The following is a 16,831-nucleotide window of genomic DNA, read 5'->3' as shown; positions in this document are numbered from 1 at the left end:
AGCCCCTGAACTGCACGCTTGTCCCATGACCTCAGTTCAGGAAAAGACCCTCACGGTCAAGCCGATCGCCGGGCACATCGGGGCGGAAATCTCGGGCATCGACATTTCCCGGCCACTCCGGGCAGTCGAACTGGAAACGGTGCACAAGGCACTCCACGCCCACAGGGTGATTTTCTTCCGGGACCAGGACCTGGACCACGCGAGCCAGATCGCGTTCGGCCGCCAGTTCGGCGAGCTCACCTACGCCCACCCGCACGACGACGCCCCGCCGACCGGCTTCCCGGAGATCTTCACGATCGACCCGCGCCGGTACGAGGAGCGCTACGGCAAGGACTTCAAGCAGCAGACCCAGAAGCGCCAGTACAGCTACTTCTCCGGCTGGCACACCGACGTCACCGCCGCGGTGAACCCGCCGGCCGCGTCGATCCTGCGCGCCGAGGTGGTGCCGGAGGTCGGCGGCGACACGACGTGGACGAACCTAGTCGCCGCGTACAACGGACTCTCCGCCCCGATCAAGTCCTTTGTGGACGGGCTGCGGGCCGAGCACCGCTACGGCGGCTCGGTGAAGGTCGCGGACGGCGCGTACGCCAAGCGCGTCAACGACAACCTGCTGGTCGCCGAACACCCGGTCGTCCGCGTGCATCCCGTCACCGGCGAGAAGGGCCTGTTCGTCAACCCGGGCTTCACCAGCCACGTCGTCGGCGTCTCCCCCGCCGAGAGCAAGGCGGTCCTGGACCTGCTGTACGCCGAACTGACCAGGCCCGAGTACACCGTGCGGTTCCGCTGGGAGCCGGGCAGCGTCGCGTTCTGGGACAACCGAGCCACCGCCCACCTCGCCCCGCGCGACCTGGAGCACCTCGACGTCCAGCGCACCCTGCACCGCGTCACGCTCATCGGCGACACCCCGGTGGGCCCGGACGGGCGCGAGTCCACGCTGCTCGCCGGCCGCCCGTTCACCGCCGACCACGCCGTGGTGGTGGACTGATGCTGACCCGGCGTTCCCTGTTGCTCGGCCTCGCGGCTCTCGGTGCCGCGGGGTGCTCCGCGGGCAGCACCACCACGCAGCAGGTCCTCGGCGACCTGCCCACGACGGCCCCGCCGCCGGACACGAAGCTCACGATCTCCATCCGCACCACGCTCAAGCAGCTCGAAGCATCGGGTGAGCTGGGCAAACTCCCCTTCCAGGTCACCGACTGGCCCAACATCCAGGCCGGTCCGGACGTGATCCAGGCGTTCCGCGCGAAGTCCGTCGACCTCGGCGCCAACGCGGGCATCCCGCCCATCCAGGCCCAGGCGACCAGACTCGCCACGAAGATCGTGGCGGTCGGCGAGCGCGACAAACCCCTCTACACCTATGCCACCAAACCAGGTTCGCCGATCAGAACTCTCCAGGACTTCAAAGGCAAGAAGATCGCGTTCAGCCAGGGCCAGGCGCAGGGCGTGGTCGTGCTGCGCACGCTCAAGGAACTCGGGCTCAAGATCACCGACGTCGAGCTGATCCCGTTGACCAGCAACCAGTTCCTCACCGCGGTGCAGGCGGGTCAGGTCGACGTCGCGGTGCTGGCCGAACCGCAGCTCACCAAGTACCTCGGCCAGTACCCGGACGCCAAAGCGATCGAGATGAAGTCCGTCGACCTGCTCACCGTCCTGTGGGCGCCGGTCGAGGTGCTCAACGACCCGGCGAAGCTCGCCGCGATCAAGGCGTTCATCCCGTTCTGGGCCCGCGGAACCGTGTGGAGCTACGAGAACCCGGACCAGTGGGTCGACCACTACTACGTGCAGGACCAGAACGTCTCCAAGGCCGACGGCGACCGGATCGTGCAGTCCCAGCCGCCGCTGACGTTCCCCACGAACTGGGACCGCGCGGTCCAGTGGGAGCAGGAGACCGCGGACCTGCTGGCAGAGGGCGGTTTCGTGCCGAGGTTCGACGTGACCGAGCTGTTCGACCGGCGGTTCGAGAAGGTCGCCGCCGAGGCCGTCGACGCCAAGTACCGGAGCCGGACATGACCCACGTGCTCGACCGCCCCGCCGCCGTCTCGGCACCCACCACAGCACCGAAGCGCAAGCGCTTGGGGCTCGGCAGACCCATCCCGTACGGCAGAGTCCTCGGCCCGGCACTGGTCATCGCCGTATGGAGCATCGCCTCCGCGACCGGCGCGCTCGACCCGCGGATCCTGTCCGAGCCGTGGACGATCGTCCAGACGGGAATCGAGCTCACCGAGAACGGCAAGCTGCCGGAGAGCATCCTCACCTCGCTCCAGCGGGCGGCCCTCGGTTTCTTCTTCGGTGCCACCGCCGGCACGGTGCTCGCGGTCCTCTCCGGACTCAGCCGCGTCGGCGAGGCGCTGATCGACGGCACGGTCCAGGTCAAGCGCGCGATCCCGTCGCTGGGCCTGATCCCGTTGCTGATCCTGTGGCTCGGCATCGGCGAGGAGTTCAAGATCGTGGTGATCGCCGTGACCATCGCGACGATCATGTACCTGCAGACGTACGCGGCACTGACCGGCATCGACAGCCGGTACGTCGAACTGGCGGAAGCCGTCGGCCTCACTCGCACCCAGTACGTGCGCAAGGTCGTCTTCCCCGGCGCGCTGCCCGGCTTCTTCCTCGGCCTGCGGCTCGCGGTCACGGCGTCGTGGCTGTCGCTGGTGGTGCTGGAGCAGATCAACGCGACCAGCGGCATCGGCTACCTGATGTTCCAGGCGCAGAACTACGGCCAGACCGACGTCATCGTCGTCGGGCTCGTCGTCTACGGCCTGTTCGGGTTCGTGTCGGACGCGCTGCTGCGCGTCATCGAACGGAGGGCGCTGGCATGGCGACGCACGCTGTCCGGGTGAAGAGCCTCACGAGGCAGTTCCAGCAACGCAAGGTGCTCGACGACCTCGACCTCACGATCGCGCCCGGCGAGTTCGTGGCGCTGCTGGGCCGCAGCGGATCCGGCAAGTCGACGCTGCTCAAGGCCATCGCCGGACTCGACCACGACGTGACCGGCGAGGGCACCCTCGAAGTCCCCCACGAAGTCGCCGTCGCGTTCCAGGACTCACGACTGCTGCCGTGGCTGCGGGTGTTGGACAACGTCGAACTCGGCGTGAAACCGGGCAGGGGCAGGGCCGCGCTGGAAGAGGTCGGGCTCAAGGGCCGCGAACGCGCGTGGCCCGCGGAACTCTCCGGCGGCGAGCAACAACGAGTCGCGCTCGCCCGGTGCCTCGTCCGCGAACCCCGGCTGCTGCTGGCCGACGAACCTTTCGGCGCGCTGGACGCCCTGACCCGCATCAAGATGCACGCCCTGCTGCGCGAACTCTGCGCGAAGCACCGGCCCGCCGTCCTGCTGGTCACGCACGACGTCGACGAGGCCATCGAACTGGCCGACCGCGTCCTCGTCCTGCAGGAGGGCCGCATCGGCCTCGACCTCCCGGCGCACGACGCCGACCGCACGCACCTGTTGTCCGCACTCGGCATCGGAGTCGCCGCATGACACTGCACCTCAACCTCTTCCTGCACGACACCGGCCACCACGAGGCGTCCTGGCGGCTGCCGGAGTCGGAACCGTTGGCGCACATCGACATCGCCTACCACCAGCGGATCGCGCGCATCGCCGAGGAGGCCAAGTTCGACTCGGTGTTCCTCGCCGACTCCCCGGTGCTGTGGGGAAACCCGAGCCGCCGCCCGTCCGGCAAGATCGAACCGACCGTCCTGCTCACCGCGATCGCCGCTGTCACAACGAGAATCGGCCTGATCGCGACCGCGTCCACCACCTACAACGAGCCGTTCAACCTCGCCCGCCGGTTCAGCTCGCTCGACCACGTCAGCGGTGGCCGCGCCGGCTGGAACATCGTCACGACCGCCGGCGACGACGCGGCCCGGAACTTCGGCCTCGACGCCCAGCCCGCCCACCTCACCCGCTACGACCGGGCCGCGGAGTTCGTGGAGGTGTCGAAGAAGCTCTGGGACTCCTGGGACGACGACGCGATCATCGCCGACAAGGCCACCGGCGTGCACGCCAGGGACGACCGCGTGCACACCATCGACCACGTCGGCCCGCACTTCAAGGTCCGCGGCCCGCTCAACGTGCCGCGCTCACCGCAGGGCTACCCGCTGCTGGTCCAGGCGGGCAGCTCGGAGGACGGCAGGGACTTCGCCGCCAGGCACGCCGAGGCCGTCTTCACCGCGCACCAGACGCTGGAGGACGCGGTCGCGTTCTACCGGGACGTGAAGCGCAGGGCGATCGAGTTCGGCCGCGACCCGAACGAGGTCAAGATCCTGCCCGGCCTGGTCCCGGTGATCGGCTCGACGGAGGAGGAGGCGCACGCGCTGGACGCCGAACTGGAGCGGCTGATCGTGCCGGAACACGCCGCCCGGCAACTCGCCGGTCTGCTCAGGGTCGACCACCTGGAACTGGACGAGGAACTCCCCGCCGACCTCCCCGACGAGGCCGCGATCGAGGGCGCCAAGTCCAGGTACACGCTGATCGTGGAACTGGGCCGGCGTGAACGCCTGACCGTCCGTCAGCTCATCGGCAGGCTCGGCGGAGGCCGCGGCCACAAGACGTTCACCGGCACCGCGCTCCAGGTCGCCGACCAGCTCCAGCAGTGGCACGAGGCAGGCGCCGCGGACGGGTTCAACATCATGCCCGCCGTGCTGCCGTCCGGGCTGGAGCGGTTCGCGGACGAGGTGCTGCCGATCCTGCGGCAGCGCGGCTTGTTCCGCACCGAGTACACCGGCCACACGCTGCGGGAGCACTACGGCCTGCCGCGCCCCGCCAGCCAGTTCAGCGCGCTACCCGTGTGACGGGTGCCCGTAGAGCCCCACACCGGCGAACTCCAGCGACGTGAGGAACGTGGTCGAGGCCAGGTAGGAGGCCTCGACCAGTTCCGCGGTGTGCGAGAAGTCCAGCGGCGTCACGGCCTGCACGGGCGGACCCGGCAGGTACAGCACCGGCGCGGTCTGGGAGGCGAGCTCGACCTCCAGCACGGCCTGGTTGCGCATGCCCAGCGTCGCCCAGAACAGCAGCGTCTCGGCGAGCGTCTCCGGCACGGTCGGCAGGTGGCCGGGGAACGCGCAGTCCAGCACCACCAACGACTTCGCGCCCATCGCGAGTGCCTGCCGGATCGGCACGTTCGCGAGCACGCCACCGTCGTAGAGCACCTGGTCGCCGATGCGCACCGGCGGGTAGACGCCCGGAATCGCCGCGCTGGCGAGGATCGCGGGGATCAGCTCGCCCTCGACGATGTTCACGGCCTCGCCGGTCACGCCGTCCACGGACACCGCGCCGAACGGCAGCGCCAGCTCCGAGAACGACGCGCACCCACCGAGCCCCTCGGTCAGCACGTGCGCGAGACCGGTGTTCGGGAAGAGGTAGGTCTTGTTGGTGCGCAACGACCTCAGCTGCGCGATCGGCCCGCCGGGGAACACCCGCTGCCGCGTCATGCCCTCCCACAGCACGGCCAGCCGTTCGGCGGCCTTGTCCGGGTCGAGGGCGAGCAGCGAGCCGTTGACCGAGCCCACCGAGGTGCCGACGACGAGGTCCGGCCGGACGCCGTGCTCCCGCAACGCGCGCAGCATGCCGACCTGCGCGGCACCGAGGCTTCCGCCTCCTCCGAGCACGAACCCGACTGGTCCTGGCAGTTCGATCGTCACGTCCGGTGATCCTAAGGCGAGCCAACGAGAAGGGCTGACTTCGGTCTACGCTGAAGTCACTGAGTGGACGAGCAACGGAATCCCCAGCTCGGCGGCCGTGCGCGACCCGTGGAACCCGGTCAGGCCGCTCAGCACCGGCTCGGCCTGGCTGCGCACCACGACGTGCGCGTCCCGCATCGCGACCACGACGTCCCCGATGCGGTCGATCGCCAGCGGGCTCACCGGCCCGAACCAGCCGGCCTCCACGGCTTCCTCACGCGTCACCACGTCCGCGCGATCCCCGAGGAACTCCCGCCACACGGAGAACACCTCGTCGCTCGCGGTGTGCAGGTACCGCACCCGCGGCTCGCCCGCGATCACACGAACTCCCTGCCACAGCAACGGTTCCGTGTCGAAGTCGATCCGCTCGCCCGCGGTCACCATGCCGTGGTCCGCCGTGACCACCAGCATCGAGTCATCAGGCAGGCGCGCGGCGATCCGTGCGGCCAGCGAGTCGACGAACTCCAGTTGCAGCAACCACTCCTCGGAACCGGGCCCGTAGATGTGCCCGATCGTGTCGAGATCGGCGTGGTAGGCGTAGCAGAACGACCGCTCCTCCTCGACCGCCGCCACCGCGCCGAGCGCCAGGTCGCCGAACCCGGCCGCGCCCCGGAACCACGAGCCGCGCAACGCCGCTCGGGTGAGCCCGGAGGACCGCTGCAGCATCGGCGCGACGGTGCTGACCGCGACCCCGGCCGCCGAGGCCCGTTCGAACACGGTCGGATGCGGCTGCACGACCTCGGGCACGAGCGTCTTGCGCAGGTCGTGGGAGTGCTCGCTGGCCCGACTCCAGGTCAGCGCGTTGAGCACCTCGTCCCCGACCTCGAACGTGTAGCCGACGATGCCGTGCTCACCGGAGTGCAGCCCGGTGCCGATGGAGGCGAGGCTGGTGGCCGTCGAGGACGGGAAGCCCGCGGAGATCCTCCGGTCGGGCAACGACGTCAGGAACGGGGCGTGGGAGGCGTGGGCGCGCAGCAGTTCGTGGCCCAGACCGTCGACGAGCAGCAGGACGACACGCCGGGCCGTGGGAAGGCCGAGCGTGTTGTCGGCACCCGGTACGTCCAGGCCCGACAGCAGTGAGGGGGCGACCTCGGCGATGGTCATGAAGGACACCGTGCCACGTCGAATCGGGCAGCGGGCAGAATGGCGCGCTGTGACAACGCTCATCCACCAGAAGATCGCTGACGAGCTCGGAGTGGCCGCAGGCCAGGTCGGCTCTGCTGTCGAACTGCTCGACGGTGGCGCGACCGTCCCGTTCGTCGCCCGCTACCGCAAGGAGGCGACCGGCGGTCTCGACGACACCCAGTTGCGCACGCTCGAGGAACGGCTCGGCTACCTGCGCGAACTGGAGGAGCGCCGGGCGGCCGTCCTCAACTCCATCCGCGAACAGGGCAAGCTGAACGAGGCCCTGGAAGCGCAGATCCTCGCCGCCGAGTCCAAGGCGCGGCTGGAGGACCTCTACCTGCCGTACAAGCAGAAGCGCCGCACGAAGGCCCAGATCGCGAAGGAGGCCGGTCTCGAACCGCTGGCCGACGCACTTCTGGGTGATCCTGGCCTGAACCCGCAGGAAGAAGCCGCGAAGTTCGTCGACCCGGCGAAGGAGGTCGCGGACACCGCGGCCGCACTGCAGGGCGCGCGGGCCATCCTGGTCGAGCGGTTCGGCGAGGACGGCGACCTGATCGGCGACCTGCGCGAGCAGATGTGGACGCGCGGCCGGGTCGTCTCCAAGGTCCGCGAGGGCAAGGAGACCGACGGCGCCAAGTTCTCCGACTACTTCGAGTTCGACGAGCCGTTCGCCAAGCTGCCGTCGCACCGCATCCTGGCGCTGTTCCGCGGCGAGAAGGAGGAGGTCCTCGACCTCGTCCTGGAGCCGGAGGAGCCGCGTGAGGAGGGTCCGTCGACGTTCGAGGTGCGCATCGCCTCGCGCTTCGGCATCGACGACCGCGGCCGTCCCGGTGACAAGTGGCTCACCGACACCGTCCGCTGGGCGTGGCGGACGCGGATCCTCGTGCACCTGGGCATCGACCTGCGCGGCCGCCTGCGCTCGTTCGCCGAGGACGAGGCCGTGAAGGTGTTCGCCTCGAACCTGCGCGACCTGCTGCTGGCCGCCCCGGCCGGCACGCGCGCCACGATGGGCCTCGACCCCGGCTACCGCACGGGCGTGAAGGTCGCGATCGTCGACGCCACCGGCAAGGTCGTCGCGCACGGCGTCATCCAGCCGCACGTGCCCGCGAACCGCTGGGACGAGTCGATCGCGAAGCTCGCGGCCTGGTCCAAGCAGTACAACGTCGACCTGATCGCGATCGGCAACGGCACGGCCTCCCGTGAGACCGACAAGCTGGCCGCCGACCTGATCAAGCGCCACCCCGACCTGGGCCTCACCAAGATCGTGGTGTCCGAGGCGGGCGCGTCGGTGTACTCGGCGTCGGCCTACGCGTCCTCCGAACTGCCGGGCCTCGACGTGTCGATCCGCGGCGCGGTGTCGATCGCGCGGCGCCTGCAGGACCCGCTGGCCGAGCTGGTGAAGATCGACCCGAAGTCGATCGGCGTCGGCCAGTACCAGCACGACCTCGCGGAGTCGAAACTGTCGCGCTCGCTGGACGCGGTGGTCGAGGACTGCGTGAACGCGGTCGGCGTCGACCTCAACACGGCGTCCGTGCCGCTGCTGAGCCGCGTCTCCGGCATCACCGCCGGTCTCGCGGAGAACATCGTGCTGCACCGCGACGCCAACGGTCCGTTCAAGTCCCGCAAGGCGTTGAAGGACGTGGCGCGGCTCGGCCCGAAGGCGTTCGAGCAGTGCGCGGGCTTCCTCAAGATCCGCGGTGGCGACGAGCCGCTGGACGCCTCCTCGGTGCACCCCGAGGCGTACCCGGTCGTGCGGCGGATCCAGGAGGCCGCCGGTGCCGAGCTGATCGGCAACACGGCGGTGCTGACGAAGGTGCGGCCCGAGCAGTTCGTGGACGAGCAGTTCGGTCTGCCGACGGTCACGGACATCCTGAAGGAGCTCGAGAAGCCGGGCCGCGACCCGCGTCCGGCGTTCAAGACGGCGACCTTCGCGGACGGCGTTGAGAAGATCGCCGACCTCAAGCCCGGCATGGTGCTGGAGGGCGTCGTGACGAACGTGGCCGCGTTCGGCGCGTTCGTGGACATCGGCGTGCACCAGGACGGCCTGGTGCACATCTCGGCCCTGTCCAACACCTACGTGAAGGACCCGCGCGACGTCGTGAAGTCCGGTGACGTGGTGCGGGTGAAGGTGCTGGAGGTCGACGAGGCCCGCAAGCGCATCGGCCTGACCCTGCGCCTGACCGACGAGCCGGGCAAGCCCGCTCCGAAGCAGCAGGGCGGTGGCGGCGGTGGCCGTGACCGTCGTCCGCAGCAGCGTGGCGGACAGCCCCAGCGGGGCGGCCAGCAGCGCACCTCGCAGGCTCCCGTGAGCGGCTCGATGGCGGACGCGCTCCGCAAGGCCGGATTCGGCAAGTAGGACGACGAGAAAGGGCCCCTCCCACGCCGGGAGGGGCCCTTTCTCATTTGGTGGCTACTTGGCGCGGGTGCCCTTCATCTTCACGAGCTCGGACTCGAACAGCTCCTCCACGGTCGTGAGACCGCCGGGCACCTTCGAGTCGACCTTGGTGATGTAGGACTGCGTGGCCGACGGCCGCCCGACGAGCGAGTAGTGCAGCGCGCTGGTCAGGCCCTGGGTGTCCAGGCCGTTGGTGCTGTGGAACGCGTCCAGCACGCCGTCGCGCGAGAGGTCGCCGTTCTGGCACGCCTTCTCGATGACCGAGAGGAACACCTTGGCGACGGTGTAGCCGTGGTCGACGTAGATCGCCGGCTTGTCGTTCGGGTAGTACTTGTTGAACGCCGCCGCGACCTCGCGCGGGCCCGCCTGGGTGCCGGTGAACGGCGCCACCGACGTCACCACGGACACCTGCTTCTCCACGGCGGGGCCGACCGGCGAGTCGAGGATGGCGGTGTCGAAGCCGACCACGTTGACCATGAACGGCACCTCCCACTTCAGCGCCGCGGCCACCCCGACGGCGGCGGCGGTCTGGGCGGGGGTGGTGCTCAGCACGACGGCCTTCGCGCCCGCGGCCTTCAGCGCGCCGATCTGCTGCGCGAGGTCGGCCGTGGTCTCGCCGATCGGCTGCTCGGCGACCTTCATGTTCCACTGCGTCCCGACGAACCGGCTGCCCTCGACGGCGTTGTCGCCGTAACTGCCCTGGACGTAGACGTGGCCGATGGTGTCGCCGTCCTTGATGACACCACGACGCTTGTAGTGATCAAGTCCGTTGATGACGTCGAGGTCGTACGTCGTGCCCACGATCATCATGTGCGGGTTGCCGAGCAGGGACGCGGCCCACGACGCGGGGGCGGTCAGCGTGCGGGTCTGCATGATGTCGGGCTCGATCGCGGCGGTCATCGGCGTGCCCGCGAGCTCCAGCAGACCGAGCACCTGCGGCTCCAGGTCGAAGTACGCGTCGAGCGCCTTCTGCACGTCGTACGCGTGGTCCTTCTGCTTGAGCTCGATCTTGCGCCCGCAGATGCCGCCGCGGTCGTTGACCTGCTTGACGTACAGGTCGTAGCCCTTCATGCGGGTCAACGCGGAGGCTTTGAACGGGCCTGTCATGTCCGTGAGGATGCCGAGCGAGATCGTGTCGTCGGTAACGCCCGGCCCGGTCTTCACCTGGACCTTCTCGTCTGTCTTGGCGCCACAACCGGCCACGAGGACGGCGAGCGCCAAGGCGGCGGTGGGCAGTACACGGCGGAGGGGCATGCAGCAGTCCTTGTCCAAATGATCTCGGCATACTAAGCGGTAGCTCAGTATTGATTTCGTCGTCACATAATGCCTCTCTATGTGGTACGGAACACAGATACGTAAGGTTCATGTGACTACCGCTCGACTACGGAGTGTGCTAGCTCTTCGGTGCCGAACGAAATGAGATACGGCGTTCCCGGCCGAATTTCACACCTCCGTACGGACGCATCCGAACGCGTGAAGATCTGGAATCGTGGCCCGGACATCGTTTTGGGGAGGCGTGCGTGAACGAGGTCGACGCGGTCGTCATCGGGTCCGGGCCGAACGGGCTGGTGGCCGCGACGTTGCTCGCGGACGCGGGCTGGGACGTCCTCGTGCTGGAGCAGCGCGACAAGCCCGGCGGGGCCGTGACGTCGGCAGAGCTCACCGCGCCGGGCTTCACCAACGACGTCTTCAGCGCCTTCTACCCGCTCGGCCTGGGCTCGCCGGTGCTCGGCGCGTTGGGCCTCGACGTCCAGTGGCAGCACGCCCCGGCCGTACTAGCGCACGTTCTGCCGGATGACCGAGTGGCTCTGCTCTCGCGAGATGTCGCGGAAACGGCCAAATCCGTCGGTACTTTTGCCCACTCGGACGCGGAACGCTGGCAAACGGAGTACGCGCGATGGCTCCAGGTGCGCGACGCGGTACTTCACTCTCTGTTGCAACCGTTTCCACCCGTGCGCGGTGGTCTTTCCCTGCTGCTTTCGGCGGGAGTCGGCGACGCCCTGCGGCTGGCGCGTCTGTTGACGTTGCCGGTGCGCCGGCTGGGCGAGGAGCTCTTCGAGGGCGAGGGCGCCCGTGTGTTGCTGGCGGGCAACACGATGCACACGGACCTCGGCCCGGACCAGGCCGGCGGCGCGGGATTCGGCTGGTTGCTGGCGATGCTCGCGCAGGAGGTCGGCAACCCGGTCCCCCGCGGCGGGGCGGGTGAGCTGACGGCCTCGCTGGTGCGCCGGTTCGGCGGCCGCATCGAAACGAACGCCCAGGTGACGGGGGTGCTGCACGCGCGCGGTGTCGCCGTTGGGGTGCGTCTGGCCGATGGCTCGGTCGTGCGCGCACGCCGCGCGGTGCTGGCGGACGTGCCCGCGCCGTCGCTGTACCTGGACCTGATCGGCGCCGACGCGTTGCCGTCGAAGCTCGCCGACGACCTGAAGCGGTTCCAGTGGGACACCGACACGATCAAGGTCGACTGGGCGCTGTCCGGCCCGATCCCGTGGACCAACCCGGAGGCGGCGCGGGCGGGCACGATCCACCTCGGCGGCGACGTCAACGGCATGGCCACCGTGGCCCACGAACTGGCCTGCGGCAAGGTGCCGCGCAACCCGTTCATGCTCATCGGCCAGATGACGACGACCGACCCGACCCGCTCCCCCGCGGGCACCGAGGCCGCCTGGGCGTACACGCACGTGCCGCTGGGCGGGAACTGGACGCCGGAACGGCTGAAGCGCCGGGCCGACCGCCTGGAACTGATGATCGAGGAACGCGCGCCCGGCTTCCGGTCCCGCGTCCTCGGGCGCTCGGTGCTCGGACCGGCCGAGATCGGCTCGGTCAACGGCGGCACCGGGGGCATCCACCAGCAACTGGTCTTCCGGCCGGTGCCGGGACTCGGCCGCGCGGACACCCCGTTCGACCGGCTCTACCTGGCGGGTTCGTCGGCGTGGCCGGGCGGAGGCGTGCACGGCGCGGCGGGGGCGAACGCGGCACGGGCGGCACTGGCCCGGTGGGGTGCGGCGGGCGGTCTCTACAAAACGCTGATCCAGGGCGTGAACAAAGCCCTCTACTGAGCCTTCTACCGAGTGCGGGCGAGTTTGCGGGTGCGCGATGCCCGCAGATAGCCCATGACCAGCGCTTCCAGGTCGGGGTGCGTGGTCTCGAAGCCCTCGGGCACAACACCGCCACGCACCAGCGCCGTCGTCTGGCGGGGCGTGTGCGAGGTGTCGACCACGACGCCGTCCGTCTCCAGGTCGAGCCCGGCGGGCCCGACGACGACCCGGTGCTCGTCCAGGATCCCGTCGATGTCACCCGTCACCTGCACGCGGCCCTCGTCCAGCAACAGCAGGTGGTCGCAGACGTCGCCGATGTCGGTGAGCAGGTGCGACGACAGCAGGACCGTCGTGCCCCGTTCCGCGACCTCGGTCATGACGATCCGCAACGTCTCGTCGCGCGCCAACGGGTCGAGGTCGGACAGCGGTTCGTCCAGCAACAGCACCTTCGGCAGCCGGCCGACCGCCAGTGCGATCGCGACCTGTGTGCGCGCACCGGCGGACAACGTGCGCACCTTCGCGTCCTTGTCCACGCCCGCAAGGAGATCCAGCACCTCGGCCGCCCTGGCGGACGACCAGCGTTCGTTCATCGCCGCGCCCGCCCGCATCATCTCGCTGACGGTGAACTGGTCGTAGAGCGGCCTTTTCTGGGTCAGCAGCGACACGTCGGGGTGCATCCGGCCGTGCACCGCGGTGCCGTGCACGGAGATCTCACCGCTGGTGGGCTTCGCGAGCCCGGCGATCAGCGACAGCAACGTGCTCTTGCCCGCGCCGTTCGGTCCCACCAGCCCGGTCACGCTGCCTTCCGGCAGTGCGAACGAGCACCCGTCGAGCGCTCTGGTGCGCCCGAAGTGCTTCGCGACGTTCTCCGCCTGCACAGGACTGGCGTTCATCGTGCTCCCAAGTCCACAGTGGACATCAGTAGTGCGTGCCCCGCACGTCGGTGTAGATCGCGTCGACCTCGTCGGCCGACAGCCCGTCGTCCACGGCGCGGTCCATCCACTGCTCCAGGTCCTGCCGCAGCGGCGCGTCCGCCTTCGCCGCGTCGGTGGCGAGCGAGGCGGTGACGAACGTGCCCATGCCCCGGCGGCCTTCGACGAGCCCCTCGTGTTCGAGCTCGCGGTACGCCTTGAGCACGGTGTTGGGGTTGACCCTGGTGGACTCGACCACCTCGCGTGCCGTCGGCAGCTTGTCGCCGGGGCCGAGCAGCCCCATCCTCATGGCCTGCTTGACCTGCGCGGCGATCTGGAGATAGGTGGACACCCCGGAGTGCCGATCGATGCGGAACTCGATCACGCCGCCCAGCATAGGTGTCCACCCGTCCCGCGACCGCCGTCCGTCACACCTGCCTGCGCACGGCCCACACCGAGCCGAGCACGAACAGCACCGCGAGCCCCGTGAAGATCGACGCTTCGACCAGGTGCAGCGTGGTCGCCTGGTCGACGGGGATGACGTCCCAGAACCGCTTCGCGAGCCCGTTCTCCCGGTAGCAGACCTCGAAGTCGACGACCCCCTGCACGTTCCCCTTGGCGGCGCAGTTCATCATCGGCCCCGGATTGACGACCACCGCGCCCTGGGCGTCCAGGAAGCCGGACTCCACCACCAGCGGACCGCGCACGACCTCGGTGGTGTCCAGGTCGTCGGAGAGCATCCTGGTCGGGGTGACCAGGGACTCGCGCACCCCGATGAGCACCGCGCGCACCGCGATGAACAACCCGAGCGTCAGCGTCATCGCCACCAGCGTCCGCTTGAACACCGCGCCCGCGACCATGCCGAGCGTGTAGGCGAAGAGCGTGTACGCGACCGGCGAGACACCGTGGGCGTCGAAGGTCGTGAAGTAGAACGGCCCCATGCTCAGCGGCCCGAGCTTCCCGGCCGCGTCCAGCCAGCTGTGCACGACCAGCTGGTAGGCGACCACCACCACGAGCGCGGGCAGCGCGGCGACGACGAACTTGGTCACCATCCACCGCGTCCTGCTGACCGACTGCGTGAACGCCAGCGCGTGCGTGCCCTGCTCGAACTCCCGCGCGAACAACGGCGCCCCGACGAAAACGCCGATCAGCACGGGCGCCGCGAGCACCGTGACCTCAGCGAGGTGCAGCCTGTCGAACCACGTGGTCTGGAACTCGTTGGCCGCCGAACCCCGGCACGCCTCCACCCCTTTGCCCACGCAGTCGAGGAGGTCGCGCGCGGTGAGATCGGCGACCATTCCGGCCCGCAGCAACAGGATGGCCGCCACCGCCACGACCAGCCCCGCGACGAGCGTGATGACCACGGGCCGCTGCTGACGCCACACGATCCACGTCATGCCGCGACCTCCATCCGCATGTAGGCGAGCGCGAGCTGGCTGAGCGTCCGGTGCTCCGCGTGCGCCGCCAGCAGTTCGCTGACGTCACCCGCGAGCCGCACGCGCCCGTCGGCCAGCAGCACGAGGTGATCGCACACGTCTTCCAGCTCCGCCAGCACGTGCGACGACAACAGCACCGTGATCTTTTGCGTCCGGCACTCCTCCACCAGCGTCTGCAGGACGTTCTCGCGCGCCAGCGGGTCGAGGTCGGCGAGCGGCTCGTCCAGCATCAGGAGTTTCGGCCGCTTCCCGAGCGCCAGCGCGAGCGCGACCCGCGTCCGCTGCCCACCCGAGAGCGTGCCCACCTTGGCCGCGAACGGCACCTGCGCCTTCTCGACCAGCTCCTCGGCGTACGCCTGATCCCACCCGGGATTGGCGTTGCGGCCGTAGTGGAGCGTCTCGGTGACCGTGAACTGCGGGTACAACGGCTTGGCCTGCGTCAGGAACGCCACCGCCGGATGCATCCCACGCCCGTTCGGCGCGTCCCCGAACACCGAGATCCGGCCCGTAGTCGGCCGCAGCAGTCCGGTGATCATGCCCATCAGCGTGCTCTTGCCGGCCCCGTTCGGCCCGACGAGCGCGACGATCCGACCAGCCGGGATCTCGAGCGTGCAGTCGCGCAACGCCCAGCCCCGCGAGTACTTCTTCCCCAGCTCCTCCGCCAGGACCGGCGGGTGCTCCCTCTGTCCCATGCACACCACCGTAGCACCCTTTCACTAGTTACCTAGTGAAAGGGTGCTGAAGTGTGGTTTCAGCTGGTCAGGAAGCGATTCGGCGGGTGCGGCGGCTTTCCGCCTTGCGCTGCAGGTGGTCGGCGGTGAGTTCGAGCTCGTACGTGCGCAAGGCCTGGTAACGCGGCGAGACGCGGAGCGCGAACGTCCCGCTGAGGCGTTCGATCGCCGACGCCGAGCGATCGAGCCGCCTTCTCGCCGCGTCCAGGCCACCGGCTCGCAGCATGCGCAGGCAGTTCTCGGCCTCGCAGTTGTACGAGCGGAGCATCAGCGCTGACCAGTCCTCGACGAGCCTGCGGCCGGTCGCGTCCGATCCGTTGTAGGTGACCTGCCCGCCACCTTCGATCGCCGCGCCGGTCTTGATCAGGGTCTTCATCTCGTCGTGGATGAGGTCGAGCTGCGCCTGGTGGTCCGCGGCGGCGTCGGCGCGGAACACACCTGCCCGCTGGAAGGTCAGTTCTTCCTTCAGCGGCTGGAGTTCGGCGCGCGCGTTCTTGATCCGGTGCCGCAGCGCTACTAGTTCGGCACCGGCTCTGTCGACCTCGTCCAGCACGTCGGTCTGCGCTGACCGGGCGTCACCGATTCGGGCGAGGAGTTCCTGCAGGCTCTCCACGGCCCGCTGCAGCTCTGCGATCCGGCGGTTCTTGCGCCCGAGCATGCTTACCTCCCCGAACAGCGACGAAAGGCCCATGACCGTTCCATCGCACGGAGGTATCCGCCGTTATCTACGACGCTATGCGCTCACACCATCGAGTGATCCCACGAAACGAACGAACCCTTCGGGGTCCTCGCTCGTGGCGGACTGCTGCAAGATCACGCTGGTAGCGCCCGCTTCGGCCACCTGCGCGACCAGGTCCGTGACGAACGCGCGGTCACGTGAGTCCGTCTCGACGTAGACGACCAACGGGTGCTCGCGGGTCGCCCTGATGGCCCGGACCCGGTCGAGATCGGCCGACGCGTCGAGGATCGTGCCGTCGCCGACCTCGCCCGCCAGGTCCAGCGTCTTCAGGCCGAGCCCGCCCACGTAGATCGGCATCGGCGCGGCCGGCGGCCAGTCCAGCGCGACGCCGGTCAGCTTGACGTACCGGCCCTCCACGGTGACCCGTTCGCCTGCCAGCAGCGCCTTCAACGCGTCCGTGTACTCGCGCAGCAACGTCAACGGCGACGAGACCCGTGCGCCGACCTGGCCCATCCAGTCCTGCACGCCGTGCCCGACGCCGATCGTGACGCGGCCCGGGAACAACCGGTCCAGCGTCGCGGCCTCCATCGCGGCGATCGCGACGTTGCGCAACGGCACCGGCAGCAGCCCGACGCCGACCTTCAGCCGGGAAGTCCAGGCCAGGGCGGCGGAAGCGCAGGCGATGCCGCTCTCCAGGAAGCAGTCCTCCCACAGCCACAACGAGTCCACACCGGACTCCTCCGCGGCCAGGACGACGGATCGCAGGTTCTCGGGCGGAAGCTGAGGCCGGTAGACGGCGCCGAGTGTGGTCACCCGACCAACCTACTACCGGCCTCGGCG

General features: G+C 69.4%; 16 protein-coding genes. 7 read left to right on the top strand and 9 right to left on the bottom strand.

The genetic code is table 11. The features are described from left to right. Nucleotides 1-25 precede the first annotated feature (25 nt). The 5 genes from ACIQF0_RS25680 to ACIQF0_RS25660 are packed head-to-tail and all read left to right on the top strand — an operon-like array spanning nt 26 to nt 4,788. Nucleotides 26-985, top strand: coding sequence for a TauD/TfdA dioxygenase family protein (locus tag ACIQF0_RS25680; protein WP_401033170.1), 960 nt, complete (start codon nt 26-28; stop codon nt 983-985). After that, nucleotides 985-2,007 carry an ABC transporter substrate-binding protein gene (locus ACIQF0_RS25675; protein ID WP_401033168.1) on the top strand — a complete coding sequence of 341 codons (1,023 nt, stop codon included), beginning with the start codon at nt 985-987 and terminating at the stop codon, nt 2,005-2,007. Before ACIQF0_RS25680 ends, ACIQF0_RS25675 begins: the two co-directional genes overlap by 1 nt. After that, nucleotides 2,004-2,837 (top strand): ABC transporter permease, encoded by an 834-nt coding sequence (locus tag ACIQF0_RS25670; protein ID WP_401033166.1) that lies wholly within the window; start codon nt 2,004-2,006, stop codon nt 2,835-2,837. Before ACIQF0_RS25675 ends, ACIQF0_RS25670 begins: the two co-directional genes overlap by 4 nt. Continuing rightward, complete coding sequence (locus ACIQF0_RS25665; protein WP_401033164.1) at nt 2,813-3,475, top strand: ABC transporter ATP-binding protein; 663 nt, start codon at nt 2,813-2,815, stop codon at nt 3,473-3,475. The genes ACIQF0_RS25670 and ACIQF0_RS25665 overlap by 25 nt, the downstream gene beginning before the upstream one ends. Continuing rightward, a complete protein-coding gene (locus ACIQF0_RS25660) occupies nt 3,472-4,788 on the top strand; it encodes an LLM class flavin-dependent oxidoreductase (protein WP_401033162.1) in 1,317 nt (438 codons plus the stop codon). Before ACIQF0_RS25665 ends, ACIQF0_RS25660 begins: the two co-directional genes overlap by 4 nt. On the opposite strand, the gene ACIQF0_RS25655 is transcribed toward ACIQF0_RS25660, so the two are convergent. Both ACIQF0_RS25655 and ACIQF0_RS25650 read right to left on the bottom strand, forming a co-directional pair. Continuing rightward, on the bottom strand, nt 4,777-5,637 hold the full coding sequence (locus tag ACIQF0_RS25655; protein WP_401033160.1) for a patatin-like phospholipase family protein: 861 nt from the start codon (nt 5,635-5,637) through the stop codon (nt 4,777-4,779). The genes ACIQF0_RS25660 and ACIQF0_RS25655 overlap by 12 nt on opposite strands. Nucleotides 5,638-5,682: 45 nt before the next feature. Further along, complete coding sequence (locus ACIQF0_RS25650) at nt 5,683-6,780, bottom strand: alkaline phosphatase family protein (RefSeq protein ID WP_401033158.1); 1,098 nt, start codon at nt 6,778-6,780, stop codon at nt 5,683-5,685. A 49-nt stretch (nt 6,781-6,829) separates the two neighbouring features. Between ACIQF0_RS25650 and ACIQF0_RS25645 the strand changes: the two genes are divergently transcribed. Next, nucleotides 6,830-9,157, top strand: coding sequence for a Tex family protein (locus tag ACIQF0_RS25645; RefSeq protein WP_401033156.1), 2,328 nt, complete (start codon nt 6,830-6,832; stop codon nt 9,155-9,157). A 54-nt stretch (nt 9,158-9,211) separates the two neighbouring features. Here ACIQF0_RS25645 and ACIQF0_RS25640 read toward each other — a convergent pair whose 3' ends face one another. Then, nucleotides 9,212-10,450: an ABC transporter substrate-binding protein gene (locus ACIQF0_RS25640; protein ID WP_401033154.1), complete on the bottom strand. Its 1,239-nt coding sequence runs from the start codon at nt 10,448-10,450 to the stop codon at nt 9,212-9,214. A gap of 266 nt (nt 10,451-10,716) precedes the next feature. Between ACIQF0_RS25640 and ACIQF0_RS25635 the strand changes: the two genes are divergently transcribed. Beyond that, nucleotides 10,717-12,255: a phytoene desaturase family protein gene (locus ACIQF0_RS25635; protein WP_401033152.1), complete on the top strand. Its 1,539-nt coding sequence runs from the start codon at nt 10,717-10,719 to the stop codon at nt 12,253-12,255. 5 nt (nt 12,256-12,260) lie between these two features. On the opposite strand, the gene ACIQF0_RS25630 is transcribed toward ACIQF0_RS25635, so the two are convergent. The 6 genes from ACIQF0_RS25630 to ACIQF0_RS25605 form a co-directional block, all read right to left on the bottom strand. Then, nucleotides 12,261-13,127 (bottom strand): ABC transporter ATP-binding protein, encoded by an 867-nt coding sequence (locus tag ACIQF0_RS25630; RefSeq protein WP_401033150.1) that lies wholly within the window; start codon nt 13,125-13,127, stop codon nt 12,261-12,263. A gap of 25 nt (nt 13,128-13,152) precedes the next feature. Then, nucleotides 13,153-13,530, bottom strand: a complete 378-nt coding sequence (locus tag ACIQF0_RS25625; protein WP_360031937.1) for a GntR family transcriptional regulator — start codon at nt 13,528-13,530, stop codon at nt 13,153-13,155. Nucleotides 13,531-13,573: 43 nt separating this feature from the next. Then, on the bottom strand, nt 13,574-14,542 hold the full coding sequence (locus ACIQF0_RS25620) for a hypothetical protein (RefSeq protein WP_401033148.1): 969 nt from the start codon (nt 14,540-14,542) through the stop codon (nt 13,574-13,576). Then, nucleotides 14,539-15,273 carry an ABC transporter ATP-binding protein gene (locus ACIQF0_RS25615; protein ID WP_401033146.1) on the bottom strand — a complete coding sequence of 245 codons (735 nt, stop codon included), beginning with the start codon at nt 15,271-15,273 and terminating at the stop codon, nt 14,539-14,541. The genes ACIQF0_RS25620 and ACIQF0_RS25615 overlap by 4 nt, the downstream gene beginning before the upstream one ends. 67 nt (nt 15,274-15,340) lie before the next feature. Further along, a complete protein-coding gene (locus tag ACIQF0_RS25610) occupies nt 15,341-15,970 on the bottom strand; it encodes a DUF4041 domain-containing protein (protein WP_401033144.1) in 630 nt (209 codons plus the stop codon). Nucleotides 15,971-16,045: 75 nt separating this feature from the next. Continuing rightward, nucleotides 16,046-16,804, bottom strand: a complete 759-nt coding sequence (locus ACIQF0_RS25605) for an LLM class flavin-dependent oxidoreductase (RefSeq protein ID WP_360031945.1) — start codon at nt 16,802-16,804, stop codon at nt 16,046-16,048. Nucleotides 16,805-16,831: the final 27 nt, after the last annotated feature.

It is taken from the genome of Lentzea sp. NPDC092896, assembly GCF_044754905.1.
In the GTDB taxonomy this organism is placed as follows: domain Bacteria; phylum Actinomycetota; class Actinomycetes; order Mycobacteriales; family Pseudonocardiaceae; genus Lentzea.
This window is presented reverse-complemented; position numbering and strand designations above follow the sequence as displayed.

Coding starts and splice junctions, on each gene's coding strand:
- ACIQF0_RS25670 (WP_401033166.1), top strand. CDS start 2,004: ATGACCCACGTGCTCGACCGCCCCGCCGCCGTCTCGGCACCCACCACA.
- ACIQF0_RS25630 (WP_401033150.1), bottom strand. CDS start 13,127: ATGAACGCCAGTCCTGTGCAGGCGGAGAACGTCGCGAAGCACTTCGGG.
- ACIQF0_RS25615 (WP_401033146.1), bottom strand. CDS start 15,273: ATGGGACAGAGGGAGCACCCGCCGGTCCTGGCGGAGGAGCTGGGGAAG.
- ACIQF0_RS25610 (WP_401033144.1), bottom strand. CDS start 15,970: ATGCTCGGGCGCAAGAACCGCCGGATCGCAGAGCTGCAGCGGGCCGTG.
- ACIQF0_RS25620 (WP_401033148.1), bottom strand. CDS start 14,542: ATGACGTGGATCGTGTGGCGTCAGCAGCGGCCCGTGGTCATCACGCTC.
- ACIQF0_RS25650 (WP_401033158.1), bottom strand. CDS start 6,780: ATGACCATCGCCGAGGTCGCCCCCTCACTGCTGTCGGGCCTGGACGTA.
- ACIQF0_RS25665 (WP_401033164.1), top strand. CDS start 2,813: ATGGCGACGCACGCTGTCCGGGTGAAGAGCCTCACGAGGCAGTTCCAG.
- ACIQF0_RS25660 (WP_401033162.1), top strand. CDS start 3,472: ATGACACTGCACCTCAACCTCTTCCTGCACGACACCGGCCACCACGAG.
- ACIQF0_RS25675 (WP_401033168.1), top strand. CDS start 985: ATGCTGACCCGGCGTTCCCTGTTGCTCGGCCTCGCGGCTCTCGGTGCC.
- ACIQF0_RS25640 (WP_401033154.1), bottom strand. CDS start 10,450: ATGCCCCTCCGCCGTGTACTGCCCACCGCCGCCTTGGCGCTCGCCGTC.
- ACIQF0_RS25680 (WP_401033170.1), top strand. CDS start 26: ATGACCTCAGTTCAGGAAAAGACCCTCACGGTCAAGCCGATCGCCGGG.